Origin of the sequence: Streptomyces prunicolor NBRC 13075 (assembly GCF_000367365.1) — a bacterium.
Classification (GTDB): Bacteria; Actinomycetota; Actinomycetes; order Streptomycetales; family Streptomycetaceae; genus Streptomyces; species Streptomyces prunicolor.
The window spans coordinates 75,732-99,583 of the sequence record NZ_BARF01000047.1 but is presented as its reverse complement, the minus strand read 5'-3'; the positions used below and the strand labels follow the sequence as shown (position 1 = coordinate 99,583).

Annotated in this window: 25 protein-coding genes and 1 pseudogene; 10 read left to right on the top strand and 16 right to left on the bottom strand. The window is 70.9% G+C overall.

Annotation, left to right across the window (positions count from 1 at the left end; genetic code table 11):
* Positions 1 to 297: 297 nt before the first annotated feature.
* The 7 genes from pcaDC to SPR02S_RS20625 are packed head-to-tail and all read right to left on the bottom strand — an operon-like array spanning position 298 to position 6,775.
* Positions 298 to 1,416, bottom strand: a complete 1,119-nt coding sequence (pcaDC, locus tag SPR02S_RS20655) for a bifunctional 3-oxoadipate enol-lactonase/4-carboxymuconolactone decarboxylase PcaDC (protein ID WP_019058896.1) — start codon at positions 1,414 to 1,416, stop codon at positions 298 to 300.
* Positions 1,413 to 2,750, bottom strand: coding sequence for a 3-carboxy-cis,cis-muconate cycloisomerase (gene pcaB, locus SPR02S_RS20650; RefSeq protein ID WP_019058895.1), 1,338 nt, complete (start codon positions 2,748 to 2,750; stop codon positions 1,413 to 1,415). Before pcaB ends, pcaDC begins: the two co-directional genes overlap by 4 nt.
* Positions 2,747 to 3,352, bottom strand: coding sequence for a protocatechuate 3,4-dioxygenase subunit alpha (gene pcaG, locus SPR02S_RS20645; protein ID WP_019058894.1), 606 nt, complete (start codon positions 3,350 to 3,352; stop codon positions 2,747 to 2,749). Before pcaG ends, pcaB begins: the two co-directional genes overlap by 4 nt.
* 6 nt (positions 3,353 to 3,358) lie before the next feature.
* Positions 3,359 to 4,132: a protocatechuate 3,4-dioxygenase subunit beta gene (gene pcaH / locus SPR02S_RS20640; protein WP_019058893.1), complete on the bottom strand. Its 774-nt coding sequence runs from the start codon at positions 4,130 to 4,132 to the stop codon at positions 3,359 to 3,361.
* A 38-nt stretch (positions 4,133 to 4,170) separates the two neighbouring features.
* Positions 4,171 to 5,373: a thiolase family protein gene (locus tag SPR02S_RS20635; RefSeq protein WP_019058892.1), complete on the bottom strand. Its 1,203-nt coding sequence runs from the start codon at positions 5,371 to 5,373 to the stop codon at positions 4,171 to 4,173.
* Positions 5,370 to 6,014: a CoA transferase subunit B gene (locus SPR02S_RS20630; RefSeq protein ID WP_026150726.1), complete on the bottom strand. Its 645-nt coding sequence runs from the start codon at positions 6,012 to 6,014 to the stop codon at positions 5,370 to 5,372. Before SPR02S_RS20630 ends, SPR02S_RS20635 begins: the two co-directional genes overlap by 4 nt.
* The gene (locus SPR02S_RS20625; RefSeq protein WP_019058890.1) at positions 6,014 to 6,775 is read right to left on the bottom strand and encodes a CoA transferase subunit A; all 762 of its coding nucleotides are present in this window, start codon (positions 6,773 to 6,775) and stop codon (positions 6,014 to 6,016) included. Before SPR02S_RS20625 ends, SPR02S_RS20630 begins: the two co-directional genes overlap by 1 nt.
* Positions 6,776 to 7,007: 232 nt before the next feature.
* Here SPR02S_RS20625 and SPR02S_RS20620 point away from each other — a divergent pair, with 232 nt between their 5' ends.
* Positions 7,008 to 7,472, top strand: a complete 465-nt coding sequence (locus SPR02S_RS20620; RefSeq protein WP_019058889.1) for a MarR family winged helix-turn-helix transcriptional regulator — start codon at positions 7,008 to 7,010, stop codon at positions 7,470 to 7,472.
* Positions 7,473 to 7,557: 85 nt separating this feature from the next.
* On the opposite strand, the gene SPR02S_RS20615 is transcribed toward SPR02S_RS20620, so the two are convergent.
* Entirely contained in the window at positions 7,558 to 8,562 is a 1,005-nt protein-coding gene (locus SPR02S_RS20615; RefSeq protein WP_026150725.1) for a DUF3048 domain-containing protein, read from the bottom strand.
* 127 nt (positions 8,563 to 8,689) lie between these two features.
* Positions 8,690 to 9,760, bottom strand: a complete 1,071-nt coding sequence (locus SPR02S_RS20610) for an ATP-dependent DNA ligase (RefSeq protein ID WP_019058887.1) — start codon at positions 9,758 to 9,760, stop codon at positions 8,690 to 8,692.
* 75 nt (positions 9,761 to 9,835) lie between these two features.
* Here SPR02S_RS20610 and ligD point away from each other — a divergent pair, with 75 nt between their 5' ends.
* From ligD to SPR02S_RS20590, 3 genes are all read left to right on the top strand, one after another.
* The gene (ligD, locus tag SPR02S_RS20605; protein ID WP_019058886.1) at positions 9,836 to 10,888 is read left to right on the top strand and encodes a non-homologous end-joining DNA ligase; all 1,053 of its coding nucleotides are present in this window, start codon (positions 9,836 to 9,838) and stop codon (positions 10,886 to 10,888) included.
* A gap of 4 nt (positions 10,889 to 10,892) precedes the next feature.
* Positions 10,893 to 11,822 (top strand): ornithine cyclodeaminase family protein, encoded by a 930-nt coding sequence (locus SPR02S_RS20600; RefSeq protein WP_019058885.1) that lies wholly within the window; start codon positions 10,893 to 10,895, stop codon positions 11,820 to 11,822.
* A gap of 145 nt (positions 11,823 to 11,967) precedes the next feature.
* Positions 11,968 to 13,014 carry a LacI family DNA-binding transcriptional regulator gene (locus SPR02S_RS20590; protein WP_019058883.1) on the top strand — a complete coding sequence of 349 codons (1,047 nt, stop codon included), beginning with the start codon at positions 11,968 to 11,970 and terminating at the stop codon, positions 13,012 to 13,014.
* A gap of 58 nt (positions 13,015 to 13,072) precedes the next feature.
* Here SPR02S_RS20590 and SPR02S_RS20585 read toward each other — a convergent pair whose 3' ends face one another.
* On the bottom strand, positions 13,073 to 13,864 hold the full coding sequence (locus SPR02S_RS20585; RefSeq protein WP_026150724.1) for a VOC family protein: 792 nt from the start codon (positions 13,862 to 13,864) through the stop codon (positions 13,073 to 13,075).
* 273 nt (positions 13,865 to 14,137) lie between these two features.
* Here SPR02S_RS20585 and SPR02S_RS20580 point away from each other — a divergent pair, with 273 nt between their 5' ends.
* The gene (locus SPR02S_RS20580) at positions 14,138 to 14,383 is read left to right on the top strand and encodes a WhiB family transcriptional regulator (protein WP_169389431.1); all 246 of its coding nucleotides are present in this window, start codon (positions 14,138 to 14,140) and stop codon (positions 14,381 to 14,383) included.
* A gap of 125 nt (positions 14,384 to 14,508) precedes the next feature.
* Here SPR02S_RS20580 and SPR02S_RS20575 read toward each other — a convergent pair whose 3' ends face one another.
* From SPR02S_RS20575 to SPR02S_RS20565, 3 genes are all read right to left on the bottom strand, one after another.
* Positions 14,509 to 15,483: an acyl-ACP desaturase gene (locus SPR02S_RS20575; protein ID WP_019058880.1), complete on the bottom strand. Its 975-nt coding sequence runs from the start codon at positions 15,481 to 15,483 to the stop codon at positions 14,509 to 14,511.
* A gap of 226 nt (positions 15,484 to 15,709) precedes the next feature.
* Complete coding sequence (ddaH, locus tag SPR02S_RS20570) at positions 15,710 to 16,486, bottom strand: dimethylargininase (RefSeq protein ID WP_019058879.1); 777 nt, start codon at positions 16,484 to 16,486, stop codon at positions 15,710 to 15,712.
* A gap of 157 nt (positions 16,487 to 16,643) precedes the next feature.
* Positions 16,644 to 18,263: an ABC-F family ATP-binding cassette domain-containing protein gene (locus SPR02S_RS20565; RefSeq protein ID WP_019058878.1), complete on the bottom strand. Its 1,620-nt coding sequence runs from the start codon at positions 18,261 to 18,263 to the stop codon at positions 16,644 to 16,646.
* Positions 18,264 to 18,600: 337 nt separating this feature from the next.
* On the opposite strand from SPR02S_RS20565, the pseudogene SPR02S_RS66450 reads away from it, so the two are divergent.
* Positions 18,601 to 18,948 (top strand): annotated as a pseudogene (locus tag SPR02S_RS66450) (isocitrate lyase/phosphoenolpyruvate mutase family protein); the annotation flags it as partial.
* Positions 18,949 to 19,016: 68 nt separating this feature from the next.
* On the top strand, positions 19,017 to 19,472 hold the full coding sequence (locus SPR02S_RS66445; RefSeq protein WP_019058876.1) for an isocitrate lyase/phosphoenolpyruvate mutase family protein: 456 nt from the start codon (positions 19,017 to 19,019) through the stop codon (positions 19,470 to 19,472).
* Position 19,473: 1 nt separating this feature from the next.
* Here the strand turns inward: SPR02S_RS66445 and ssgD are convergent, their stop codons facing one another.
* Positions 19,474 to 19,890 carry a spore wall synthesis regulator SsgD gene (ssgD, locus tag SPR02S_RS20555; protein ID WP_026150723.1) on the bottom strand — a complete coding sequence of 139 codons (417 nt, stop codon included), beginning with the start codon at positions 19,888 to 19,890 and terminating at the stop codon, positions 19,474 to 19,476.
* A 241-nt stretch (positions 19,891 to 20,131) separates the two neighbouring features.
* Between ssgD and SPR02S_RS20550 the strand changes: the two genes are divergently transcribed.
* From SPR02S_RS20550 to mmpA, 3 genes are all read left to right on the top strand, one after another.
* Positions 20,132 to 21,226, top strand: coding sequence for a WD40/YVTN/BNR-like repeat-containing protein (locus tag SPR02S_RS20550; RefSeq protein ID WP_019058874.1), 1,095 nt, complete (start codon positions 20,132 to 20,134; stop codon positions 21,224 to 21,226).
* Positions 21,227 to 21,295: 69 nt separating this feature from the next.
* A complete protein-coding gene (locus SPR02S_RS20545) occupies positions 21,296 to 21,985 on the top strand; it encodes an endonuclease V (RefSeq protein ID WP_019058873.1) in 690 nt (229 codons plus the stop codon).
* 88 nt (positions 21,986 to 22,073) lie between these two features.
* Complete coding sequence (mmpA, locus tag SPR02S_RS63825; RefSeq protein WP_162473570.1) at positions 22,074 to 22,211, top strand: morphogenic membrane protein MmpA; 138 nt, start codon at positions 22,074 to 22,076, stop codon at positions 22,209 to 22,211.
* A 174-nt stretch (positions 22,212 to 22,385) separates the two neighbouring features.
* Here mmpA and SPR02S_RS63165 read toward each other — a convergent pair whose 3' ends face one another.
* Both SPR02S_RS63165 and SPR02S_RS20535 read right to left on the bottom strand, forming a co-directional pair.
* Complete coding sequence (locus SPR02S_RS63165) at positions 22,386 to 22,571, bottom strand: hypothetical protein (protein WP_158697848.1); 186 nt, start codon at positions 22,569 to 22,571, stop codon at positions 22,386 to 22,388.
* A gap of 15 nt (positions 22,572 to 22,586) precedes the next feature.
* Positions 22,587 to 23,765 (bottom strand): saccharopine dehydrogenase family protein, encoded by a 1,179-nt coding sequence (locus SPR02S_RS20535; RefSeq protein ID WP_019058871.1) that lies wholly within the window; start codon positions 23,763 to 23,765, stop codon positions 22,587 to 22,589.
* Between the last annotated feature and the right edge of the window lie 87 nt (positions 23,766 to 23,852).

The following is a 23,852-nucleotide window of genomic DNA, read 5'->3' as shown; positions in this document are numbered from 1 at the left end:
GCCTGCGTTTTGAGGCCCGCGCGGTTTCTCGTGCCCCTAAAAGCGTGGGCTGGCCTGTGTTTTAAGGCGCGCGCACTTCCTCTCCTCGTACCGCTAGAGACATGGGTCGGCCTGCGTTTTTGAAGGGCGCGCAGTTCCCCTCGCCCTAGGAACTTGGGTCGGCCTGCATTTTTCAGGCTCGCGCAGTTCCCCGCGCGCTAAAAACTTGGGCTGGCCTGCGTCTTTAAGGGGCGCGGGGAACTGCGCGACCAGCCACGACGCAGCCGCAGCCGACGCACAACAGGCACCCCCACACCCTTAGTCGCCCTCTTCCGACAACACCCGCTGCGCCACAGCAAACGCCGAGTTCGCCGCAGGCACGCCGCAATACACCGCACACTGCAACAACACGGCCCCGATCTCCTCCGCCGTAAGCCCATTACGCCGAGCCGCCCGAACATGCATGGCCAACTCGTCGTAGTGCCCATGTGCAACCAACGCCGTCAGCGTGACCATGCTCCGCTCGCGCCGGGACAGCGTCGGGTCGGTCCAGATCTCCCCCCACGCATACCGCGAGATGAAGTCCTGGAACCGCGCGGTGAACGGCGTCTGCCGAGCCTGCGCCCGGTCCACATGGACATCACCGAGCACTTCTCGCCGCACCTCCATCCCCCGCTTCGCCCCGCCCCCGAGATGCGCCCGCAACGCCGTCAGAACAGCCACCGGGCACTGCGCGACCGCCAGATGGGAAGCGCCCGGAATCTCGACGAGGGCCGAGCCCGGCACCGCGTCCGCGATCTCCCGCAGATGCGCCGGCGGCGTCGCCGGGTCCTCGCGCCCCGCGATCACCAACGTCCGCGCGCTGATCTCGGGCAGCCGCTCACGCAGGTCGTACGCGGCCAGCGCGTCACAGCACGCGGCGTACGCGCCCGGGTCTACGTCACCCTGGTCGGCGACCAGCTCCGGGACGGTGAACCCGGGCGTGAACCAACGGGAGTCGGCGTTCTCCACCAGCCACCCCACGCCCTCGCTCCGTACCCGCGCGGCCCGTTCCTCCCAAGGCTTCGCCCCGTTGAAGTGCGCCGAGGAACAGATGACGGCGAGCGACGCGACCCGCTCGGGGTGATGCACCGCGAGATGCAGCCCGACCGCACCGCCCAACGACACGCCCGCGTAGGCGAATTGCTCGATCCCGAGGGAGTCGGCGAGCGCGAGCACAAGGTTCGCGAGGTCCCCGACGGTCGCCCCGGGACCGATCAGCCCGGGCGCCGAACCGCCGTGCCCAGGCAGGTCCCAGCGGATCACCCGGTGGGTGACGGACAGTTCGGGTGCGACCTTGTCCCACAGTGCGTACGACGTGCCCAGCGAGGGCCCGAGCAGCAGCGGGGGAGCGGAATCGGGCCCCTCGGCACGGAAGTTGAGGAGTTTCTCGGTCAACGTCGCTCCAACGCACGGTCGGTGAGGGCTCCGGCGGAACCAGTGTAACGGGCGGGATCGGTCAGCGCGGAGAGGTCGAGGTCCTTCAACTCCGGCTCCCCGGCAAGCAGTTCGGCCAGTGGACGGCCCTCCGCGTACGTACGCCGGGCGACCTCCGTGAGCAGTTCCTTCGCCCGGGCCCGTCCGAGCAGCGGTGCCAGCTCGGCCGACAGTCGCTCGGAGACGATCAACCCATGGGTGAGATCCAGGTGTTGACGCATCACGTCCGGGTGCACCCGCAGCCCCTCGGTCAGCTCGGCGGCATCGCGCGCCGCCCCGCCGACCAGCCGCAGCAGCTCCCGCAACGGCTCCCACTCGGCGTGCCAGGCCCCGGCCGGCCGCTCGTCCTCGGCGACCAACGAGCCGTAGAGAACGGCCGCGAGCTGCGGCGCCCGGCGCGCGGCGGCGGCGATCAGCGTGGACCGTACGGGATTCGCCTTGTGCGGCATGGCCGACGAACCCCCGCCGCTGCCCTCCGAGACCTCGGCGATCTCCGTACGGCACAGGACGAGCACATCGGCGGCGACCTTGCCCAGCGCCCCCGCCGCGAAGGCCAGGCACCCGGCGAGATCGGCGATCGGCGTACGAAGGGTGTGCCACGGCAACAACGGTACCGCCAGGCCGAGTTCACGGGCGTAGGCGTCCGGCAGCGCGAGCGCGTCCTCGGCGCCGTACGCGGTGAAGGCGGCCAACGTGCCTGCCGCGCCCCCGAGTTGGACGGGCAGCGCGCTCCGTACGACCCGTACGCGATCCCGTGCGTCGAGCACCAGCGACCGCCACCCGGCGGCCTTCAGCCCGAAGGTCGTCGGTACGGCGTGCTGGGTGAGGGTCCGGCCCGGCATCGCGGTGTCCCGGTGGGTGGCGGCCAGCCCCGACAGCGCACGCTCCGTACGGGCCAGGTCGGTCAGGACCAGGTGCAGGGTGCGGGACGCGACCAGCATCGTCGCCGTGTCCATGATGTCCTGGCTGGTCGCGCCCCGGTGGACGTACGGGCCGTACTCCCCGCCGACCGCCTTCGTCAGGTCCGCTACCAGCGGGATCACCGGGTTCCCGCCGGTTCTGGACCGTTCCACGAGGGACCGTACTTCGAAGCGGTCCGGGTCCGCCGCGGCCGTCACCGCCGTCGCCGCCTCGGCGGGTGCGAGACCCAGGGCGGCCTGGGCGCGGGTGAGCGCGGCCTCCGCGTCGAGCAGCGCCCGTAGGTACGCGGAGTCGCTCGTCGCGGACGCGGCGGGGGAGCCGGCCCACCCGGGGGCGAGCAGACCGGTGTCCGACGACGGGTCGGCAGCTGTCACTGGAACTCCAGGAAGACCGTTTCGCCTTCGCCCTGAAGGCGGATGTCGAAACGGTATGTGCCCTTGCCGTCGTCCTGCGCGATCAGCGTGTCGCGCCGCGCCGCGTCCAGCCCGGACAGCAGCGGGTCCGCGGCGAGCGCGGCCTTGTCGCCCGGGAGGTAGATCCGGGTGAAGAGGTGCACCAGCAGTCCGCGCGCGAAGACGCATGCGGAGAGGTACGGGGCGCTCCGGCCGCGCGCGCCCGGTCGCAGTGTCCGTGCGTACCAGTGGCCGTTGGCGTCGGTCTGGATGCGGCCCCAGCCGGTGAACTCCACGCCGTTGCGGCCGAGATAGCCGCCGCCGGCCGGGTCGCGCCGGATCGAGCCGTCGGTCGTGGAGACGTTGCCCTCGGGGTCGGGGCCCCACAACTCGACGAAGGCGTCCGGCAGCGGCTTGCCCTCGCCGTCGTAGACGTACCCCTGGACGGTGATCGTGTCCGGGTGCCCGACCGGCGCGATGTCACCGCCGCCGGGGAACGGCAGCGCGTAGCCGTAGAAGGGGCCGACCGTGTGCGAGGGGGTCGGCAGCACGGACTCCGGACGGCTCGTGTCGATCTTCGTCATGGCGGGTCAGCGTCCTTCTTCGATCCAGGTGGCGTGCGGGCCGTCGAGCACGATGTCCCAGTGGTAGCCCATCGAGAACTCGGGCACCGACAGGCTGTGGTCGTACGTCGCGACGAGGCGCTGCCGGGCCGCGTCGTCCGTCACCGACTGGATGATCGGGTCGTACGGGAACAGCGGGTCGCTCGGGAAGTACATCTGCGTCACGAGCCGTTGGGTGAACGCCGTGCCGAACATCGAGAAGTGGATGTGCGCCGGGCGCCAGGCGTTGACGTGGTTGCGCCAGGGGTAGGGGCCCGGCTGGACGGTGGTGAAGCGGTAGTTGCCCTCGTCGTCGGTCAACGTGCGGCCCACGCCGGTGAAGTTGGGGTCCAGCGGGGCGTCGTGCTGCTCGCGCTGGTGCGCGTAGCGGCCGGCCGAGTTCGCCTGCCAGATCTCCACCAACTGACCGCGGATCGGCCGCCCGTCCCGGTCCAACAGCCGCCCGGAGACGGTGATCCGCTCACCGATCGGCTCCCCGTTGTGCTGCCGGGTGAGGTCGTTGTCGATCTCCGTGATGTCCCGCTCGCCGAAGGCGGGGGAGGCCAGCTCCACCAGCTCCGGGTCCTTCGAGACGTCGATGGTGACCGGCGGCTGTTTCGGGTGGCGGAGCAGCGAGGAGCGGTAGGGGGCGTAGTCGCGGCGCGGGTGGTGCTCGACCGGCGCGCCGTCGGCGACCCGCTTCTCGTACGTCGCGTGCTCGGCCGCTATTTCGAGGTCGATGTCGTGCTGGGTGAGAGCCATGGGGGTTCCTGCCGTTCGAGTTCCTGCCGTTCGGGTTCCTAGCGTTCGAGGACCAGGGCCAGGCCCTGGCCCACGCCGATGCAGAGCGTGGCGACGCCAACTCCCGTGCCCTTGCGGGCGAGTTGGTGGGCGACGGTACCGGCGAGCCGGGCACCGGAGGCGCCGAGCGGGTGGCCGAGAGCGATGGCACCGCCCCGGGGGTTGAGGATCGCGGGGTCGAACTCGGGCCACTCGGCGACACATCCGAGCACCTGCGCGGCGAAGGCCTCGTTCAGTTCGAGGACTGACAGGTCGTCAAATCCCTTGCCCGCCTTGGTGAGTGCGCGGTTGACGGCTTCCACGGGGGCGAGTCCGAAGTACTGCGGGTCGATCGCCGAGACACCGGTCGCGGAGACCCGGGCCAGGGGCTGACGGCCGGTCGCCTTGAGCCCTTCCTCGTCCACCAACAACAGAGCCGCGGCACCGTCGTTGAGCGGCGACGCGTTGCCCGCGGTCACCGTCCCGTTCTCCGTTCGGAACGACGGCTTCAGCTTGGCCATGGCGGCGAGGGACGCGTCCGCCCGTACCGACTCGTCGGCGCCGAAGACGACCGGATCGCCCTTTCGCTGCGGGATGGAGACGGGCGCGATCTCCGCGTCGAAGAGCCCCGCGGCCTGCGCCTCCGCCGCCTTCCGGTGACTCGCGAGCGCGAACTCGTCCTGCTGCTCACGGCCGATCTTGTGCTTGTCGGCGATCAACTCCGCGCTCTCACCGAGCGGGATGGTCCACTCCGGGTTCATGGCCGGATTGACCATGCGCCAGCCGAGCGTGGTCGAGTACAACTCGGTGTGCCCGGCAGGGAAGGGCCGGTCCGACTTCGGCAGCACGTACGGCGCCCGGGTCATCGATTCGACCCCGCCCGCTACGGCGATGGAGGCGTCCCCGACCGCGATCGCGCGGGCCGCCTGGATGACCGCTTCGAGGCCGGAGGCGCACAGCCGGTTGACCGTGACACCCGGCACCGAGGTGGGCAGGCCCGCGAGGAGGCCTGCCATGCGGCCGACGTTGCGGTTCTCCTCGCCGGCGCCGTTCGCGTTGCCGAAGTAGACGTCCTCGATGCGGGACGGGTCCAAGTCCGGGGTGCGGGCGAGGAGTTCACGGATGGCGTGGGCGGCGAGGTCGTCCGGGCGGACGGAGGCGAGCCCTCCGCTGTACCTGCCGATGGGGGTGCGGACGGCGTCGACGATGTAAACCGTGTTCACAGCAGGCCTTCCGTGACGGTGAGTTTCGCGTCGGTCTTGGCGACGATCTCCTCGACACTCACACCGGGCGCGGTCTCGATCAACACGAGACCTTCGGGCGACACGTCGATCACGCCGAGGTCGGTGATGACTCGGTTCACACACGCTTTGCCTGTGAGCGGCAGCGCGCACTCCGCGAGGATCTTCGGGGAGCCGTCCTTGGCCACATGGGTCATCACGACGATGACCGTGCGAGCACCGTGCACGAGGTCCATCGCCCCGCCGATCCCGGTGATCATCTTCCCGGGGATCGCCCAGTTCGCCAGGTCACCGCCCGCCGACACCTGCATCGCGCCCAGCACGGCGACGTCGATGTGCCCGCCCCGGATCATCCCGAAGGAGAGCGCCGAGTCGAAGAAGGACGCCCCGGGCAGGACTGTCACGGTCTCCTTGCCGGCGTTGATCAGATCCGGATCGACCTGGTCCTCGGTCGGATACGGGCCGGTGCCCAGGATGCCGTTCTCGGACTCCAGGATCACTTCCACCCCCGGCGGGAGGTAGTTGGGGATCAGGGTCGGCAGCCCGATGCCGAGATTGACGTACTGCCCGTCCTGAAGTTCGCGGGCCGCGCGGGCGGCCATCTCTTCCCTTGTCCAGGCCATCAGCCGCTCACCGTCACCGTTCGCTGCTCGATCCGCTTGTCGGCGGCCTGCTCGGGGGTGAGGGCCACCACCCGCTGCACGAAGATCCCGGGCAGGTGCACCGCGTCCGGGTCGATCTCGCCGGGCTCGACCAGTTCCTCCACCTCGGCGATCGTCACCTTGCCGGCCATCGCCGCGAGGGGGTTGAAGTTCCGGGTGGACTTGTTGAAGACGAGGTTCCCGTGCCGGTCGCCCTTCGCGGCGCGGACCAGCGCGAAGTCGGTGCGGATGCCGCGCTCCAGGACGTACTCGGTGCCGTCGAACTCCCGCACCTCCTTCGGCGGCGAGGCGAGCGTGACGCCGCCCGAGCCGTCGTAGCGCCAGGGCAGTCCGCCCTCGGCGACCTGGGTGCCGACCCCTGCCGGGGTGTAGAAGGCGGGAATCCCCGCCCCACCGGCCCGCAGCCGCTCGGCCAGCGTGCCCTGGGGGATCATCTCGACCTCCAGTTCCCCGGCGAGATACTGGCGGGCGAACTCCTTGTTGGCGCCGATGTAGGAGCCGGTCACCCGCGCGATCCGCCCGGCGGCCAGCAGCACCGCGAGGCCGGACTCCAGCGCACCGCAGTTGTTGGAGACCACGCCCAGGCCGGTCGTCCCGCGCTCGTACAGGGCCTGGATCAGTACGTTCGGCACACCGCTCAGCCCGAAGCCGCCGACCGCGAGTGTCGCTCCGTCCGGCACATCGGCCACGGCCTCGTCGGCTGTGGCGACCACCTTGTCCATCCGTGAAGCTCCGTCCCGTTCGAGCGCCCGGTGAGCGGTTCATCGCAGTTCATCAGGGCACTGAGCATTTCGGTGAAGTTTCCTTCACGCTGTCACTGTGGGGGCTCCCCGTCAAGACCTCAGAGAAGTACGAGGTCAAGTACGGAGACAGGTCGGTACGCAAGGCTGGACTCGGCCGTAGGGCCTCCCGGTATCGTTCAGTGCACGGATGAATTCGACTTCGGGAGGGCACATGGCCGCGGTGGACCTCACCACCCACCCCGGGCACCTCGCCCGGCGACTCCAGCAGGCGCACTATCTGCTGTGGAACACCATGGTCTCCGAGGAGATCACCTCCCCGCAGTTCGCGGTGCTCAACGCGCTCGCCGAGGAGCCGGGGCTCGACCAGCGGACGGTGGGGGAGCGGGTGGGCCTGGACCGGTCGACCATCGCGGAGGTGATCAGTCGGCTGATCAGGCGCGGGTTGCTCGACAAAGTGCGTGATCCGCAGGACGGGCGGCGATTTCTGCTACGGCTCACCGGTGACGGCACGCGCACTCACCGCAAGCTCGTCGTGCGGACGGCTCGGATGAACCAGGTTTTTCTGGCTCCGCTCTCTGCCGAGGAGCAGGGCGTTTTCTTCGAGCTCATTCAGCGGGTCTCGGACGCGGCGGAAGGGCTCCGCAATCCTGCGGAGCCCGTCGCCGTACAGCGATAGGGGGCCGTTTTTTGCTGCGGGCCGGTGGGGACTGGTCGCGCAGTTCCCCGCGCCCCTTAAAGGGGCGCGCCTTGGCCAGCCTTGTTCAGGACTTCGCGAACACCACCCAGACCTGGCCCTTCGCGAAGTTCATGGGCTTGCCGTCCGAGGTCGTGAACTCCGTTCCGTCCGTGGCCTTCTGTCGCTTCCAGTCGACGCTGTACGTACGGCCGTCCCGCAGGACGTCCGCCTTCCCCGAGCCGACGGTCTCCGTGTAGGGCGTGTTGTTGCCGAGGACGTCGTGGTACTTGGACTTGCGGATCTTGACGTACTGCACGACGACCGTCGCCGGGGCGACCCGCTTGCCGTTGGTCAGCACGGTGGGCGTGCCGTCCTCGCTGACCTGCCAGCGGTGCTTGCTCCCGGACCAGGTGAAGGTGAAGCGGGCCGCCGGGTAACGCACGGTGCGGGAGGCCGTGGGCTTGCCGCCCGTAGGGGCCGCGCCGTAGTGGAAACCGGTGGTCAGGGCCGCCGCGCCCGGGGCGGAGGAGAGCAGCTTGTTCGGGTGGAGGTAGAGGTTGTGCGGGGCGGACTTGTCGACGCCCCGGTAGTAGGCACTGGACACCTCGTCCGGAGACGCTGATCGCAGCGGGGCCTTGGCGATCAGCGGCAACAGCTTGTGCTGTGCCCCGGAGAAGGCGAGCGTCGGCTCGTCGAACTGGCGCAGCAGCTCCAGGTCGGAGACGCGGGCGCTGCGCACCGGGCCGACGGACTTGGGCAGCTTGGTGGCGAACACCGCCATCAGCCGGCTCAGCCCGCCCTCGACCTGCTCCGCGTACACGATGTCCGCCGAGTCCAGTCCCGTCTGCGGGCGGGCCGCGGGCACGTTGTCGATCTTCACGGCGAGCAGCGGACCGGCGGCGGGGGCGACCGTGCCACCGGCGCTCGGGCTCTGGGCCGGGGTCTGTGCAGGGGGCCGGCTCTGTCCGCGTCCGTCGTCGACGGGGCTGCCGTGATGTGCCGTGCAGCCCACCGCCAGGGAGGCCATCATCGTGGCGGCCAGCAGCGCCGCTCTTCTCGCGCCGCGCCGCTGGGGCGCCCTCTGTCCCATGCCCACCGTTGCCACCAAGTCTGTGTTTTCGATTGTGCGCTTATAAGTTCATTGATGGCCATACCCGCTCGGTTGTGTTTGTGCGCGCTGAATGGGCCGATCGGCCCACCGGAAGATCCGGAAGGGGTCAGTCCGGCGGACCGAGGATCTCCGCGAGGTCGTAGCGGACCGGCTCCTCCAGCTGCGCGTACGTGCAGCTCTCGGGCGTGCGGTCGGGGCGCCAGCGGCGGAAACGCGCCGTGTGCCGGAAGCGCGCGCCGTTCTCCATGTGGTCGTACGCCACCTCGGCCACCCGCTCCGGCCTCAGCGGTACCCAGGAGAGGTCCTTCTTGCCGGACCAGCGGCTCGGTGCACCCGGCAGCTGTGCCGTCTCGTGCGCGGCCTCCTCCGCCCAGGCCGCCCACGGATGCCCGGTCGGGTCGTCCATGCGCAGGGGCGCGAGTTCCTCGATGAGCTCGGCGCGCCGCTTCATGGTGAAGGCGGCGGACACCCCCACGTGTTGCAGGGCGCCCTGCTCGTCGTAGAGACCCAGAAGGAGCGAGCCCACGACGGGCCCGCTCTTGTGGAGGCGGTAACCGGCCACGACGGCGTCCGCGGTCCGCTCGTGCTTGATCTTGAACATCGCGCGCTCGTCCTGGCGATAGCGCAGGTCCAGCGGCTTCGCCACGACACCGTCGAGCCCGGCGCCCTCGTACTGCTGGAACCACCGCTGCGCCACCTCGATATCGGTGGTCGCGGGCGCCAGATGCACGGGTGCGGTCACGCCGTACAGCGCCCGTTCGAGGAGCGCGCGGCGGTCGCCGAGCGGCACGTCCAGCAGCGACTCGTCGGCCAGGGCCAGCAGGTCGAACGCGACGAAGGAGGCCGGCGTCCGCTCGGCCAGCGTCCGCACCCGGGACTCGGCCGGGTGGATGCGCTCGGTCAGCGCGTCGAAGTCGAGCCGTCCGTCCCGGGCGATCACGATCTCGCCGTCCAGCACGCACCGCTCCGGGACCCGCTCCTTCAGCGCCTCGACCAGTTCGGGAAAATACCTGGTCAACGGCTTTCCGGTACGGCTGCCCAGCTCGACCTCGGCCCCATCCCGGAACACGATCGCCCGGAAGCCGTCCCACTTCGCCTCGTAGTGCATGCCCGGCGGGATCCTCGCCACCGACTTGGCGAGCATGGGCTTCACGGGCGGCATCACCGGCAGATCCATGCTCCCGATTCTGCTCTCGTACGTCGCTTGCCGCCCGGTATGCGATGTTTGCGAGCCGGGCCTACGGTGGCTCGCATGGGCGAAGCGGTGGAACTGGAGGCGGGCGGCCGGACCGTACGGCTGTCCAGCCCAGGCAAGATCTTCTTCCCGGAGCGCGGCTTCACGAAGCTGGACCTCGCCCGGTACTACATCGCGGTCGGCCCCGGAATCCTCCGTGCTCTGCGCGACCGCCCCACCACCCTGGAGCGCTATCCGGACGGGGTCGAGGGCGAGAACTTCTTCCAGAAGCGGGCGCCCAAGAACATGCCCGACTGGATCCCGACCGCCCACATCACCTTCCCCAGCGGACGCAGCGCCGACGAGATGTGCCCGACCGAACAGGCCGCCGTGCTGTGGGCCGCCCAGTACGGCACGCTCACCTTCCACCCCTGGCCGGTACGCCGCGACGACGTCGACAGCCCCGACGAACTCCGCATCGACCTCGACCCGCAGCCCGGCACCGACTACGACGACGCGGTCCGCGCCGCCCACGAACTCCGCGCCGTACTCGACGAGTTCGGCGGTCTGCAGGGCTTCCCCAAGACCTCCGGCGGGCGCGGCCTGCATGTCTTCGTACCCATCGAACCGCGCTGGAGCTTCACCCAGGTCCGTCGCGCGGCCATCGCGGTCGGCCGCGAACTGGAACGCCGGATGCCCGACCAGGTGACGATCAAGTGGTGGAAGGAGGAGCGCGGCGAGCGCATCTTCGTCGACTACAACCAGACCGCCCGCGACCGCACCATCGCCTCCGCCTATTCCGTACGACCCCGCCCGCACGCCCCCGTCTCGGCCCCCCTGCGCTGGGACGAGGTCGGCACCGCGCACCCCCGCGACTTCGACCTCGCGACGATGCCGGCCCGGTTCGCCCAACTCGGCGATGTGCACGCGGACATGGACGACCACCGCTACTCCCTGGACGCCCTCCTCGAACTGGCCCGGCGCGACGAACACGACCACGGGCTGGGCGATCTGCCGTATCCGCCGGAGTACCCGAAGATGCCGGGGGAACCGAAGAGGGTCCAGCCGAGCAGGGCGAAGAAGGACCCCGCTCCCGACCCTGCCGCTGACTCCGCCCCTGACGGATCATGAACGCATGACCCGCCTGCTGACCCGGAGCGACCTCGGCGCCCTGCTGGAACCCTCGGCCTGCATCGCCGCGTTGCAGGCCGGCTTCCTCGCGGTGGGGGCCGCGCCGGCGATCCCGGGCCAACGGGTGCGCACCGACCTGCCGTTCCCCGGTACGGCCACCGCCCTGCTGCCCGGACTGCTGCCCGGCATCGAGGCCTACACGGTGAAGGTCAACGCCAAGTTCCCCGACGCGCGGCCCGCGTTGAGAGGGGTGCTCTGTCTGCACAGCGGTGCGAACGGGGAGTTGCTCGCCCTGCTGGACTCGGCGACGGTGACCGCGTGGCGGACGGGGCTGGCGGCCGCCCTGGGCACGCATGCCCTCGCGGGCGCGGCGGAGGGTGCGGTGGTGGGGGTCGTCGGTGCGGGAGCGCAGGCCGAGTTGCTGGTGCGAGGGCTGGGCGCGCTGCGGTCGTACGGCGAACTCCTCGTCCACGACACGGACTTGGACCGAGCGACCGAGTTCGCCGCCCGACATGGCGGCCGGGTACTGGGCTCACCGAAGGAGATCGCCTCGGCCGCCGACATCGTCCTGTTGGCGACCTGGTCCCGCACCCCGCTGCTGTCCCTCGCGGACACCCGGGAGGGGCAGCACCTCACGAGCCTGGGCGCGGACGAGCCGGGCAAGCGGGAACTCGCCGCGGACCTGCTCGACACGGCGCTCGTGGTCGTCGACGACCGCCAACTGGTCGAGTCCGTGGGCACGTTGACCCCGACGGACATCGACACCACGCTCGGCGACGTACTGCGCGGCGACCATCCGGGGCGGACCGACACCACCGACCGCTCCGTCTACGCCCCGGTCGGGTTGCCGTGGCAGGACCTGGCGCTGGCTTGGCTGGCGTACGAACGGGCGGAGCGGGAGGGGGTCGGGCGGCGGGTGAATCTGTTGGGGTGAGAGGTGGGTGGAGCTGTCGGGGTGGGCGGTGGAGGCGATCGAGGTCGAGGAGGGGGCACTCGGGGTCACGCGGTACTGGGAGCGCTCTCACCGTCGGGTGCGGCCGCGGCTATCCTGATCCGCATCATCGAGGAGGGGTCCAGACGTGACCGAGACAGCACCGCGCCCCACGCTGGAGGCCGTGGCCGCGCGGGCGGGGGTGTCGCGGGCCACCGTTTCCCGGGTGGTCAACGGCGGGGACGGGGTGCGGGAATCACTCGTCGAGCGGGTCCGGCAGGCCGTGGACGAACTCGGGTACGTCCCCAACCAGGCCGCCCGGAGCCTGGTGACGAGGCGGCACGACGCGATCGCCGTGGTGATCGCCGAACCGGAGACCCGGGTCTTCGCGGACCCCTTCTTCGCCATGCAACTCCGGGGTATCAGCAAGGAGTTGACGGCCCACGACTCCCAACTCGTGCTGCTCCTCACGGAAGGCCGCGCCGACCACGCCCGTGTCGGCCGTTATCTCGCCGGCGGTCATGTGGACGGCGCGCTCGTCTTCTCCCTGCACCTCGACGACCCGCTGCCCGGACTGATCCAACGGGCGGGCGTCCCCACGGTGTTCGGCGGCCGGCCCTGCTGGAGCGAGGGGACCCGCGCGTCCGGGCCGACGGTGTACGTCGACTGCGACAACCGGGGCGGCGCCCGCGAGGCCGTACGGCATCTGGTCGGGCTCGGCCGTACCCGGATCGCGCACATCACCGGCGCGCTCGACCAGACCTCCGCGGTGGACCGGCTCGACGGGTTCCGGGACGTCATGGTCGACGTCGACCGGCGGCTGATCGTGGAGAGCGACTTCACCCCGGGCGGTGGCGAGCGGGCGATGCGGGAACTCCTCGACAACTGCCCCGACGTGGACGCTGTGTTCGCCGCCAACGACCTCACCGCCTACGGCGCCATGAAGGTGCTGCGCGAGGAGGGGCTGCGGGTGCCCGAGGACGTGGCCGTGATCGGCTTCGACGACATGCTTCCGGTCGCCGAACAGACCGAGCCACCGCTCACCACGGTCCGTCAGGACATAGAGGAGATGGGCCGGCTGATGGCCCGCCTGCTGCTGCGCGGCCTCGACCGCCGGAGTGTCCGGGACGGCATCGGAGGCGCACCGTCCAGCGTGATCCTCCCGACCACACTGATCCACCGCGCCTCCGCATGAGCCGTGCCCGCGCGTCGGCCTAGGACTAGCCTGTCGACCTGTCGACCCGAGGTCGCCGTCAACCCTGCGGCGGCGCGCTCGTGATGATCGCGAAGCGGGCGCCGTGGGGGTCGGTGAGCTGGGCCATGCGGCCGACGCCCTCCATGGTGGTGGCCGGCATGGTGACCTTGCCGCCCGACTCCACCGCCTTGGCCACCGTGGCGTCCGCGTCGGCGACCTCGAAGTACGCCAGCCAGTACGCGCCCGAGGCCGCTCCGGTCGGGTCGAGGTCGAGGGGGACCACACCACCGAACATCGCTTCCTCACCGGCGTCGGCCGGGTTGAGGCAGGTGTAGTCGCCGCCCGGCATGGGGGCGGCGGAGGTCTCCAGGCCGAGCGAGGCATGGTAGAAGGCGGCAGCCGCGGCCACGTCCGGTGTGTACAGCTCGACCCAGGTCAGCGATCCGGGGTCGCCCGCGATGTCGACACCCTTGGTCCGCCCCGGCTGCCAGATGCCGAAGGCCGCGCCCGCCGGGTCCCGGAGGACCGCCATGTGTCCCTCGCCCATCACGTCCATCGGCTGGAACAGGACCGCGCCGTGCGCCTGCTCCACCGCCTTGGCCGTGGCCTCCGCGTCCGGGCTCTGGAAGTACACGGTCCAGGCGGACGAGGCATGCTCCGGGGGCAGCGGCATGCCGCCGGCGACCGTCCTGCCGTCGAGTTGGAAGAAGCCGTAGCCGCCGGCCTCGGGTCCCGCCGACTGGAACTGCCAGCCGAAGAGGCCGCCGTAGAAGGAGATGGCGCTGTCGATGTCGGGGGAGCCGACGTCCAGCCAGTTCGGAGCGCCGTTGACGAAACGGGTGGTGAGCATCATTGCCCTCCTCATTGAAGGGTCCCGTTCTCTGCAGTGCCGAGTCTCGCACCGCCCACTGACAATCGCTGCCGGAGTGCGGGAGCGATTCGGGGATACGGCGCCGGTTACCCTCGGTGACCGCTGAAGTTCTCCGTGTTTTCATCCGGTTCCGCGCGCCGCCGTGCGCCGGTCGGGGGCACGGGGCCATCATCGGGGCGGCCGGAGGCCTCGGAGCGCGGCGTTGATCCCGCGTTGATCGAACGTTTTTCACCGGACGGCACGATCCTGGCCATGCACATCGACACGATCACCTCGCCCGACCTGGACTGGCAGCAGGAGGCGTTGTGCGCGCAGACCGGGGCGGACTTCTTCTTCCCCGAGCCCGGCAGCTCCGTCAGGGAGGCCAAGCGGATCTGCGGCATGTGCCCGATCCGCTCGGCCTGCCTGGAGTGGGCCCTCGACCACGACGAACGCTTCGGGGTGTGGGGCGGTCTGTCGGAGAAGGAACGCCTGGAGATCCGGCGCACCTCACGCTGACCGGCGATCACTGACCGGCGAGCGTTGTCGGTGACGCGATCGCCGACAACGAAGCGGGGCCGTCGGCCTGGTACGGCCGACAGCCCCGAACTCGTTGCTTGGCTCGCGAACGGACGCGAGGCCGGTCAGGCGCTCGCGCGCGCCGCCATGCGGGCCTTGCGGGCCGCCAGCTTCACGTCGAACTTGGCGGCCTCGGAGTCCAGGCCGCCCATGTAGAGGCCGATCTCCTCCTGCGCCTGCTGGCCCTCGGGGCCGAGACCGTCGATGTCCATGACCTTCAGGAAGCGGAGCACCGGCTGGATCACGTCGTCGTGGTGGATGCGCAGGTTGTAGACCTCGCCGATCGCCATCTGCGCGGCGAAGCGCTCGAAGCCGGGCATGCCGTGACCGGGCATCCGGAAGTTGACGAGGACGTCGCGCACGGCCTGCATGGTGAGGTCGGGGGCGAGCTCGAACGCGGCCTTCAGGAGGTTGCGGTAGAAGACCATGTGGAGGTTCTCGTCGGTCGCGATGCGGGCCAGCATGCGGTCGCAGACCGGGTCGCCCGACTGGTGGCCGGTGTTGCGGTGCGAGACGCGCGTGGCCAGCTCCTGGAAGGCGACGTACGCCACGGAGTGCAGCATCGAGTGCCGGTTGTCCGACTCGAAGCCCTCGCTCATGTGCTGCATGCGGAACGCTTCGAGCTTGTCCGGGTCCACCGCGCGGGAGGCGAGCAGGTAGTCCCGCATGACGATGCCGTGCCGGCCCTCCTCCGCCGTCCAGCGGTGCACCCAGGTGCCCCAGGCGCCGTCGCGGCCGAAGAGGGAGGCGATCTCGTGGTGGTAGCTGGGGAGGTTGTCCTCCGTAAGGAGGTTCACGACGAGAGCGATGCGGCCGATCTCGGTGACCTTGGACTGCTCCTTGCCCCAGGCCTCGCCGTCCTCGAAGAAGCCGGGGAAGTTCCGGGCGTCGCTCCATGGCACGTACTCGTGCGGCATCCAGTCCTTGGTGACCTTGAGGTGCCGGTTGAGTTCCGTCTCGACGACTTCCTCCAACGCGTACAGCAGCTTGGCGTCGGTCCAGACTGCGGGGCTGCCGAGGTGCGGGGAAGTGATCGTCACGGGGACTCCAGGGGGACGTCGTACAAAACCGAACAAACCGGCGAGCGGTGCCGGGACCTGTGCAACTTACGGAATCGTAGGCTACGAAACCGTAGGTTACGAGACCGTAGGTTAAGAGTGCTGTAAAGATCGCTGTTCAGGCCGTGTTCAGGCCGTATCGCCGGGGAATCCGCACGAGCCCCAGGACCGCAGGTCCCGGCGCCGAACGGGCGGTTCCGTCACCCGTTCAGGCGTACAGATCCCGGAGTCGGACCGAGAGGCACGTCACACATCCTTCGAGTTTCTCGAACTCGCTGATGTCCACGACGACCGGCTCGTGGCCGAGGTCGGCGAGCAGATCGGCGGTCTTGGGCGCGCTCGCCGCCATCAGCACCTTGTCGCCGCCGAGCAGCACCACATGCGCACCGGCCTCCTCGGGCACCGACAGGAAGCGCGGGAAGAGCGAGGGCCGGTCCACCTTCGGGATGTGCCCGAGCACCGTCCCGTCGGACAGCGCGGTGACCGCCGACTTCAGATGCAGCACCTTGCTCACGGGCACGGTGACCACCCGCGCCCCGAGCGGCTCGAACACGGCCCGCAGCTGCTGGATGCCGGCCGCGTTCGTCCGGCCGCCCCGGCCGACGTAGATCGTGTCGTCGACCTTGAGGACGTCACCGCCCTCCAGGGTGCCCGGCTCCCAGACCCAGTTCACCGAGCAGCCGAGCCGGGCCACCGCCTCCTCGACCCCGCCGGTCTCCTCGCGCCGGGACTCGGCCCCGGGGCGGGTGATCAGCGCCACGTTCTTGTAGACGACCACCGCGTCCTCGACGAACACGGAGTCGGGGCAGTCGTCGGCCGGGTCGACCTCGATCGTCTCCCAGCCGTGCACCCGCAGCGTCTGTACGTAGGCCTCCCACTGCTCGACGGCTTGCTCGACGTCGACCTTCTCCCGCTCGATGTGCGTGACCAGCCCCTCGGCCAGGAGCGGGCTGGGGCGGCGGACGAGGGCCTTCTGGCTGGGCACGAGCGGGACTCCGTATCGGCGGGATCGTTTCGGCGCTGGTGTCACGGCACCGGTTGGCCATCATGCGCCACCCGTCCGTGCCGACAAAACCCCTCACGTGAGGCTGTGGCCCTCCTGAGATGCGCGCACAGGGCGTCGAGCCGGGTGACCGAAGGCCTCAGGCCGGGTGTTCCACCTCCTCCGGCGTGATCGTCCGCAGCTCCCCGTCCAGCAGCAGCCAGCGTGTGATGCCGATCGATTCCAGGAACGGCAGGTCGTGACTGGCCACGATCAACGCCCCCTCGTACGACTCCAGCGCCGAGGTGAGCTGGCGCACGCTCGCCATGTCGAGGTTGTTCGTCGGCTCGTCCAGCATCAGCAGCTGCGGGGCGGGCTCCGCGAGCATCAGCGCGGCCAGCGTCGCCCGGAAGCGTTCGCCGCCGGACAGGGTCGCCGCCTTCTGGTCGGCGCGGGCACCCCGGAACAGGAAGCGGGCCAGCCGGGCCCGGACCCGGTTGTTGGTGGCGCCCGGCGCGAACCGGGCCACGTTCTCCGCCACGGTCAGCTCACCGTCGAGCACGTCGAGCCGCTGCGGCAGGAAGCGCAGCGGGACATGCGTCACCGCCTCGCCCGACACCGGCTCCAGTTCCCCGGCGACCGTGCGCAGCAATGTCGTCTTGCCCGCGCCGTTGCGCCCGATCAGCGCGATCCGCTCCGGCCCGCGCAGATCGAGCCCGCCCGCCCGCGCGCCGTACGCGAGTTCCAGGTCCATGAGGGTCAGGACCTGGCGCCCCGGCGGTACGGCCGTGTACGGCAGGTCGACGCGGATCTCGTCGTCGTCCCGTACGGCCTCCACCGCCTCGTCGAGCCGTTCCTTCGCCTCGGCCAGCCGTTCCTCGTGCAGGATGCGGTGCTTGCCCGCGGACTCCTGCGCGGACCGCCTGCGTGCGCCCATGACGATCTTCGGCTCGCGCTTCTGCTCGAACATCTTCTGTCCGTACTTCTTGCGGCGGGCCAACTTGACCTGGGCGTCGGACAGTTCGCGCTTCTGTTTGCGGAAGTCGGCCTCGGCGACGCGCACCATCCGTGTCGCGGCGTCCTGTTCGGTGGTCAGGGCCTCCTCGTAGGCGGAGTAGTTGCCGCCGTACCAGGTGATCTCGCCGGAGCGCAGATCGGCGATCTGGTCGACGAGGTCGAGGAGTTCACGGTCGTGGCTGACCACGATCATCACCCCGGACCAGGACGCGACGGCCGAGTACAGCCGCTTGCGCGCGTACAGGTCGAGGTTGTTGGTCGGCTCGTCCAGGAGCAGGACGTCCGGTCGGCCGAGCAACAGCGCGGCCAGCCGCAGCAGTACGGACTCGCCGCCCGACACCTCGCCGATGGTGCGGTCCAAATCGAGGTGTCCCAGGCCGAGTTCACCGAGTGTGGCCAGCGCCCTTTCCTCCACGTCCCAGTCGTCGCCGAGTGTCTCGAAGTGCTCCTCGGCCGCGTCACCGGCCTCGATGGCGTGCAGGGCGGCGCGTCGAGCGGCGATGCCGAGGGTCTCGTCGACGCGCAGGGCGGTGTCGAGCGTGACGTTCTGCGGGAGGTGGCCGACCTCGCCCGCGACCCGCACGGCGCCGTCGGCCGGGGCGAGTCGACCGGCGATCAGCTTCAACAGGGTTGATTTCCCTGATCCGTTGACACCGACGAGCCCGGTCCTTCCGGGTCCGAAGGCGGCGTCCAGGTCCTCGAAGACGGAGGTCCCGTCGGACCAGGCGAAGGAGAGGGACGTACAGGTGACGGAGCTATGCATGCGGGCCTCGTGGGTGCTTGACGCGGTCATGGGCAGACGCGTATCGAGACACCGCGGGGCGGGAGACTGGTCCCGGAAGCAGAGAGGAAAGCCCTGTTCCGGAGGACGGCTCGGACGCCGAGGTCGTACACGGCGGACACACCACAGGGGTGTGTGACGCGGTGTCTCAGAACCTCAGACGAGCAACGTCCTACTCCGATCGACGGCAACAGAAGCGAGAGCAACGCTACGAACCGCGCCGGAGGCCTGTCAACGCATTAAACGGCGCCCGCGACCCGCACATCCGTGTCGGATTCCTGCCAGCCAGAGCGCGCCCGCGACTACTTGAGTGGGGCGCATGACGAACCAGAACACCCTCCGTGACCGCGCTCTGGCCTTCCGCGCGCTGCATGTGCCCGGGCGTCCGCTCGTCCTCCCGAACGCCTGGGACGCCGCGAGCGCCCGCATCGTCGAGGACGCGGGCGCGTCCGCCGTGGCGACCACCAGCGCGGGCCTCGCCTGGGCCCTCGGCGTCCCGGACGGGGACCAGCTGGACCGGGAGCGGGCCCTGGAGGCGCTCGCCCGGATCACCGCGAGCGTCGCCGTGCCGGTGAGCGCCGACATCGAGAGCGGCTTCGCGAAGGACGCGGCGGGCGTCGCCGACACGGTCCGCGCGGTGCTCGCGGCGGGCGCGGTGGGGGTGAACATCGAGGACGCGCTCTACGGCGGTGCGGGCGTCCTGCGGCCGGTCGCCGAGCAGGCGAGCGAAGCGAGATGGGGGTCCCCCCGGCCGAAGGCTGGGGGAGGATCGCCGCCGCCCGGGAGGCCGCCGACGCGGGGGGTGTGCCGCTGTTCGTCAACGCGCGTATCGACACGTTTCTGCGGGGCGCCGGGGGAGTGGACGCGACCCTGGAGCGGGCCGCCGCGTTCCGCGCCGCGGGCGCCGACGGGATCTTCGTCCCCGGGGCCGTCGAACCGGGAACGGTCAAGGAACTCGCCGACGGGATCGACGCGCCGCTCAATGTGCTGGTCGGCCCCGGCGCACCGCCGGTCGCCGAACTGGCCGCGCTGGGCGTCGCGCGCGTGAGCGCCGGATCCAGCGTCGCACTGGCCGCGTACGCCGTGGTCCGCCGTGCCGCGCGGGAGCTGCTGGACACGGGTACCTACGGCGCGCAGACCGGAGGGCTCGGCTACGGCGAGCTCAACTCACTGCTGGGGAAAGGGCGTTAGGTCAGCAGGCATCCCGCATCAGCTCGGCGAGGTCGTGGTCCAGGTCGAGCTGGAGGTATTCGAGACCGGCGGGCACCAGCTCGCCGGTGGCCTGCAGGAAGCGGCGGATCTCGGACGAGTGGACGTGGACGACGGCGGTGCCCTCGGGGGCGTGGAACTCCAGGACGGTGCGGTCGAAGCCGTAGGGCCGCACCCGGACGTCGCCGTGGCCCTCGGTGCCGTGCAGGCCGGCCGCGAGGAGTTCCCGGGCGAAGGTCCAGCAGACCTCGACGCCCTCCAGGGTGGCCGGTGCCGGGAAGGTCATCCGGACGGCGAAGGGGTCCCGCCGGTCGTAGTGCAGGGTGGCGGGGATGCTCGGCATCCGCGGTGCGGCGGCGACGAGGCGGGCCTCTACGGGCTGCTCGATGACGATGGACAACGCCTTGCTCCCTTGTGTGACGGCGGTGCGGACTGCGGTGACGACCGGACGGACTCCCGTACGTATTCCGGAACGGACCCCCGAGTGGATGGGCCCGCACTGGAAGAGACGCCGGAACGGGCCCATTCGTGCACACGAATTTCGAGTGACCTCCGTCACCGCCGCCCAAATGCGCCCAAGGCGGGCGGGGGCATCTGGACGGCCCCGGGGGAGTGGGCTAGCTTCGCCCGCCATGAGGCGCATGGGGAAGAAGCGACAGGTGGGACATACGTACCGGAGCGTGGCCGTGGCGATCGCGTGCGGGGCGGCGCTGGCCGCGCTCACCGCCGTACCGGCACAGGCACGGGACACGGCGCACCGGGCTCCGCACTGGGAGCTCAAGGACAGCGGGGCCGCCGATGTGCGCTTCCGGGGGCTGTCGGCGGTCAGCCGGAACACCGCGTGGGTGGCCGGGACCGCGGGCACGGTGCTGCGCACCACCGACGGCGGGGCGAGCTGGCGGAACGTGTCGCCGTCCGGCGCGGCAGACCTGCAATTCCGGGACATCGAGGCGTTCGACGCGCGGCGCGCGGTGGTCCTGGCGATCGGCGAAGGGGAGGCGTCCCGCGTCTACCGCACCGACGACGCCGGGGCGACCTGGACGGAGTCCTTCCGCAACACCGACGCGAGCGCCTTCTACGACTGCATGACCTTCTTCGACAGCCGGCACGGCCTCGCGATGAGCGACCCGGTGGACGGAAAGTTCCGCATCCTGTCGACCGGCGACGGCGGCCGTTCCTGGAAGGTGCTGCCGAACACCGGGATGCCGGCCGCGCTCGACGGTGAGGCGGGCTTCGCGGCGAGCGGCCAGTGCCTGGTGAGTTCCGGGCCTCGTGACGTCTGGCTGGCCACCGGCGGGGGTGCACGCGCGCGTGTCCTGCACTCCGCGGACCGCGGCCTCACCTGGACGGCCACCGACACGCCGATCCCGGCCGGTGACCCCGCGCGCGGGGTGTTCGCGCTCGCCTTCCGCGACCGTACGCACGGCCTGGCGGTCGGCGGCAACTACACCGCGGACCAGCCCTCACCGCTCGCGGCGGCCGTCTCCGGCGACGGAGGCCACACCTGGAGGCCCGCCACGACCCCGCCGCCCGCCTACCGCTCCGGCGTCACCTGGGTGCCCCGCAGCCGCAGCACGGCCCTCGCGGTCGGCCCCACGGGCACGGACCTCACGACCGACGCCGGCCGCACCTGGAGGACGGTGGACTCCGGCTCGTACGACACCGTGGACTGCGCGGCCGACCTGGGCTGCTGGGCGGCGGGGGAGAAGGGGCGCGTGGCGCGGCTGGAGGACTGACGGGGCCGGTGGCGGGGGACCAGTACGGCCCCCGCTGCAACCCGGGATCCCCGTACGCTCGGCACCACCATGACGACCGTAGACATTCCCGCGGGCTGGCCCGCGACCGAGGAGCAGGCCCGCGCCGTCCAGGACGAGTTGCGGGAGCGGGTGGTGACCGACGAACCGGGGCCGCCGCCAAGGACGGGGTACGTCACGGGAGTTGACGTCGCCTACGACGACGAACGGGACGTGGTGGTGGCCGCGGCCGTCGTGCTGGACGCGGCGAGCCTCACCGTCGTCGCCGAGGCCACCGCCGTCGGCCGGGTCTCCTTCCCGTACGTGCCGGGGCTGCTCGCCTTCCGCGAAATCCCCACGGTGCTGGCCGCGTTGGAGGCGCTGCCCTGCCCGCCGGGCCTGGTCGTGTGCGACGGCTACGGCCTCGCCCACCCCCGCCGCTTCGGCCTCGCCAGCCACCTCGGCGTCCTCACCGGCCTGCCCACGATCGGCGTCGCCAAGAACCCCTTCACGTTCACCTACGACGATCCGGGCACCCCGCGCGGCTCCGCGTCGCCGCTCCGGGCGGACGCCGAGGAGGTCGGCCGCGCGCTGCGCACCCGGGACGCGGTGAAGCCGGTGTTCGTCTCCGTGGGCCACCGGGTGACCCTGGACAACGCCTGTGCCCACACCCTCGCGTTGACCCCGGAGTTCCGCCTCCCGGAGACGACCCGCAGGGCGGACGCGCTGTGCCGGCGGGCGCTGCGGGAGGCGACCGTGTGAGGAGTCGGGGGTGCGTCGCGTTCTGAGTACCTGATCTGAGTACCTGTACGGATGTGACCGCGCCCGCGTGATCGGCAGGCTGTCCCGCATGACAACGCACCGTTCCCCGAAGCCCGTTGCCCACCCGAGCCAGCCGATAGAGCGGGCCGTGACGATCGCGCTCGTCCTGTCCGTGGCGGCGGGCTTCGCCTGGATCGGCGGGATGATCTACACGCTGTGGCCGTGAGGCCGGGGGGCGTTCCGGTGCGGGAAACACGCGAGCCCCACCCCGCAAGTAGCGGTGTGGGGCTCGGAGTTGAGCGCCGGGCAGGCCTCGCACCTGCATTTCCCCGCAGGAAGCGGGGCGTCTTTCCTTGGACCACCGACGCGCGACCAGACCCCGGATGTTCCGGCGACCGGCTCAAGATCCATCGTAGCCCATTCCGAGGGGTACTCCGAACTCCCCGATCAGCACGGTCAGTTCATGGCCCGGCGTTCCGCGGCGGCATGCCACCAGCCGGGCGGAGACGGGCCGACGGCCTCGGCGGTGGGCTGATCCGAACTCCCGCTGCGCGAACGGCATCCAGTCGATGCCGTGCTCACGCATGAGGGTCCGACACCGTCAGCGGATCGCGGCCACCCGGAACGTGATGCCCGCGCTGCGGAGCCGTTCGATGAGCGCGTCGCCCATGGCAACCGCCGTCGTCACCTGCCCCGCTGTGGGCGGGAGTTGGTCGAGGGTGAGGGAGAGGGCCGACTCGGCGAACATCTTCGCCGTCTCGTCGTAGCCGGGGTCGCCGCCCGCGACCTCCGTGAAGACCCGGCGGCCGCCGCCCTCGCCCACGAACTTCACGGAGAACCAGCTCTTCGCGCGCTTCTCCGGGCTCGGTCCGTCGCCAGGCTTGAGGCGGTCGGACAACCAGCGGCGGGCGGGCGGGAGTTGGGCGACCGTGGCGAGCGCGCCGGCCGCCGTGACACCGCCGAGCGCCACGGGGAGGTGTCGTGCGGCCGCGTAGTGGCGGTAGCGGAAGTCGGGGCCGTAGCGCTCCAGGGCTCGCGCGGATCGTTGAACGACCTGCGGGTCGATGGTGGGCAGGGGCACCGCCCAGGAGCCGACCTCGCCGGCGAACCGCGGTACCCCCATGGGAGCACCGGCCCGGCGGCCCACCAGCCGTGGTTCGTGACGTCGCCGCTCCCTGGCGGCGGACAACACCTGTCGGCCGCGCCCGAGTTGGGTCAGCGCCGTGGCGAACGTGCCGCCGGAGAACATCGCGTCGACGGTCACGAAGCCGTCCACCGTCAGGGGCACCCCCTCCGGCAGTTGTTTCACTGTGAAGTACGCCCCCAGGTCGTGCGGGATCGAGTCGAAGCCGGCGGAGTGCACCAGCCGTGCGCCGGTCTCCCGCGCGCGTGCGTCGTGGCGGACGTACGTCAGGTCGACGAACTCCGGCTCGCCGCTGAGGTCGAGATAGTCGGTGCCGGTGTCCGCGCAGGCGGCGACGAGGTCGTCGCCGTAGCTGACGTAGGGGCCGACCGTCGTGGCCACCACGCGCGCGTGCTCGGCGAGTTGGCGCAGGGAGGCCGGGTCGGCGACGTCGGCCCGCAGGACGCCCACCGGCGTGGCGCCGGGCAGCCGTTCGCGCAGCCGCTTCAGTTTCAGCTCGTCCCGGCCCGCGATCGCCCAGCGCAGGCCCTCGGGCGCGTGCGCGGCGAGATACTCCGCGGTGAGCAATCCGACGAAGCCCGTGGCTCCGAAGAGCACGATGTCGTAGGGACGGTCCGTCCTGTTCAGCCTGCTCATGACACTCCTGGGTCCCGCAGCCCGCGCCGCTGTCGGTGGCTGAGGCTAGCGTGAAGAGTGCGGTGCCCGACGACGAGCCCGGAGGTA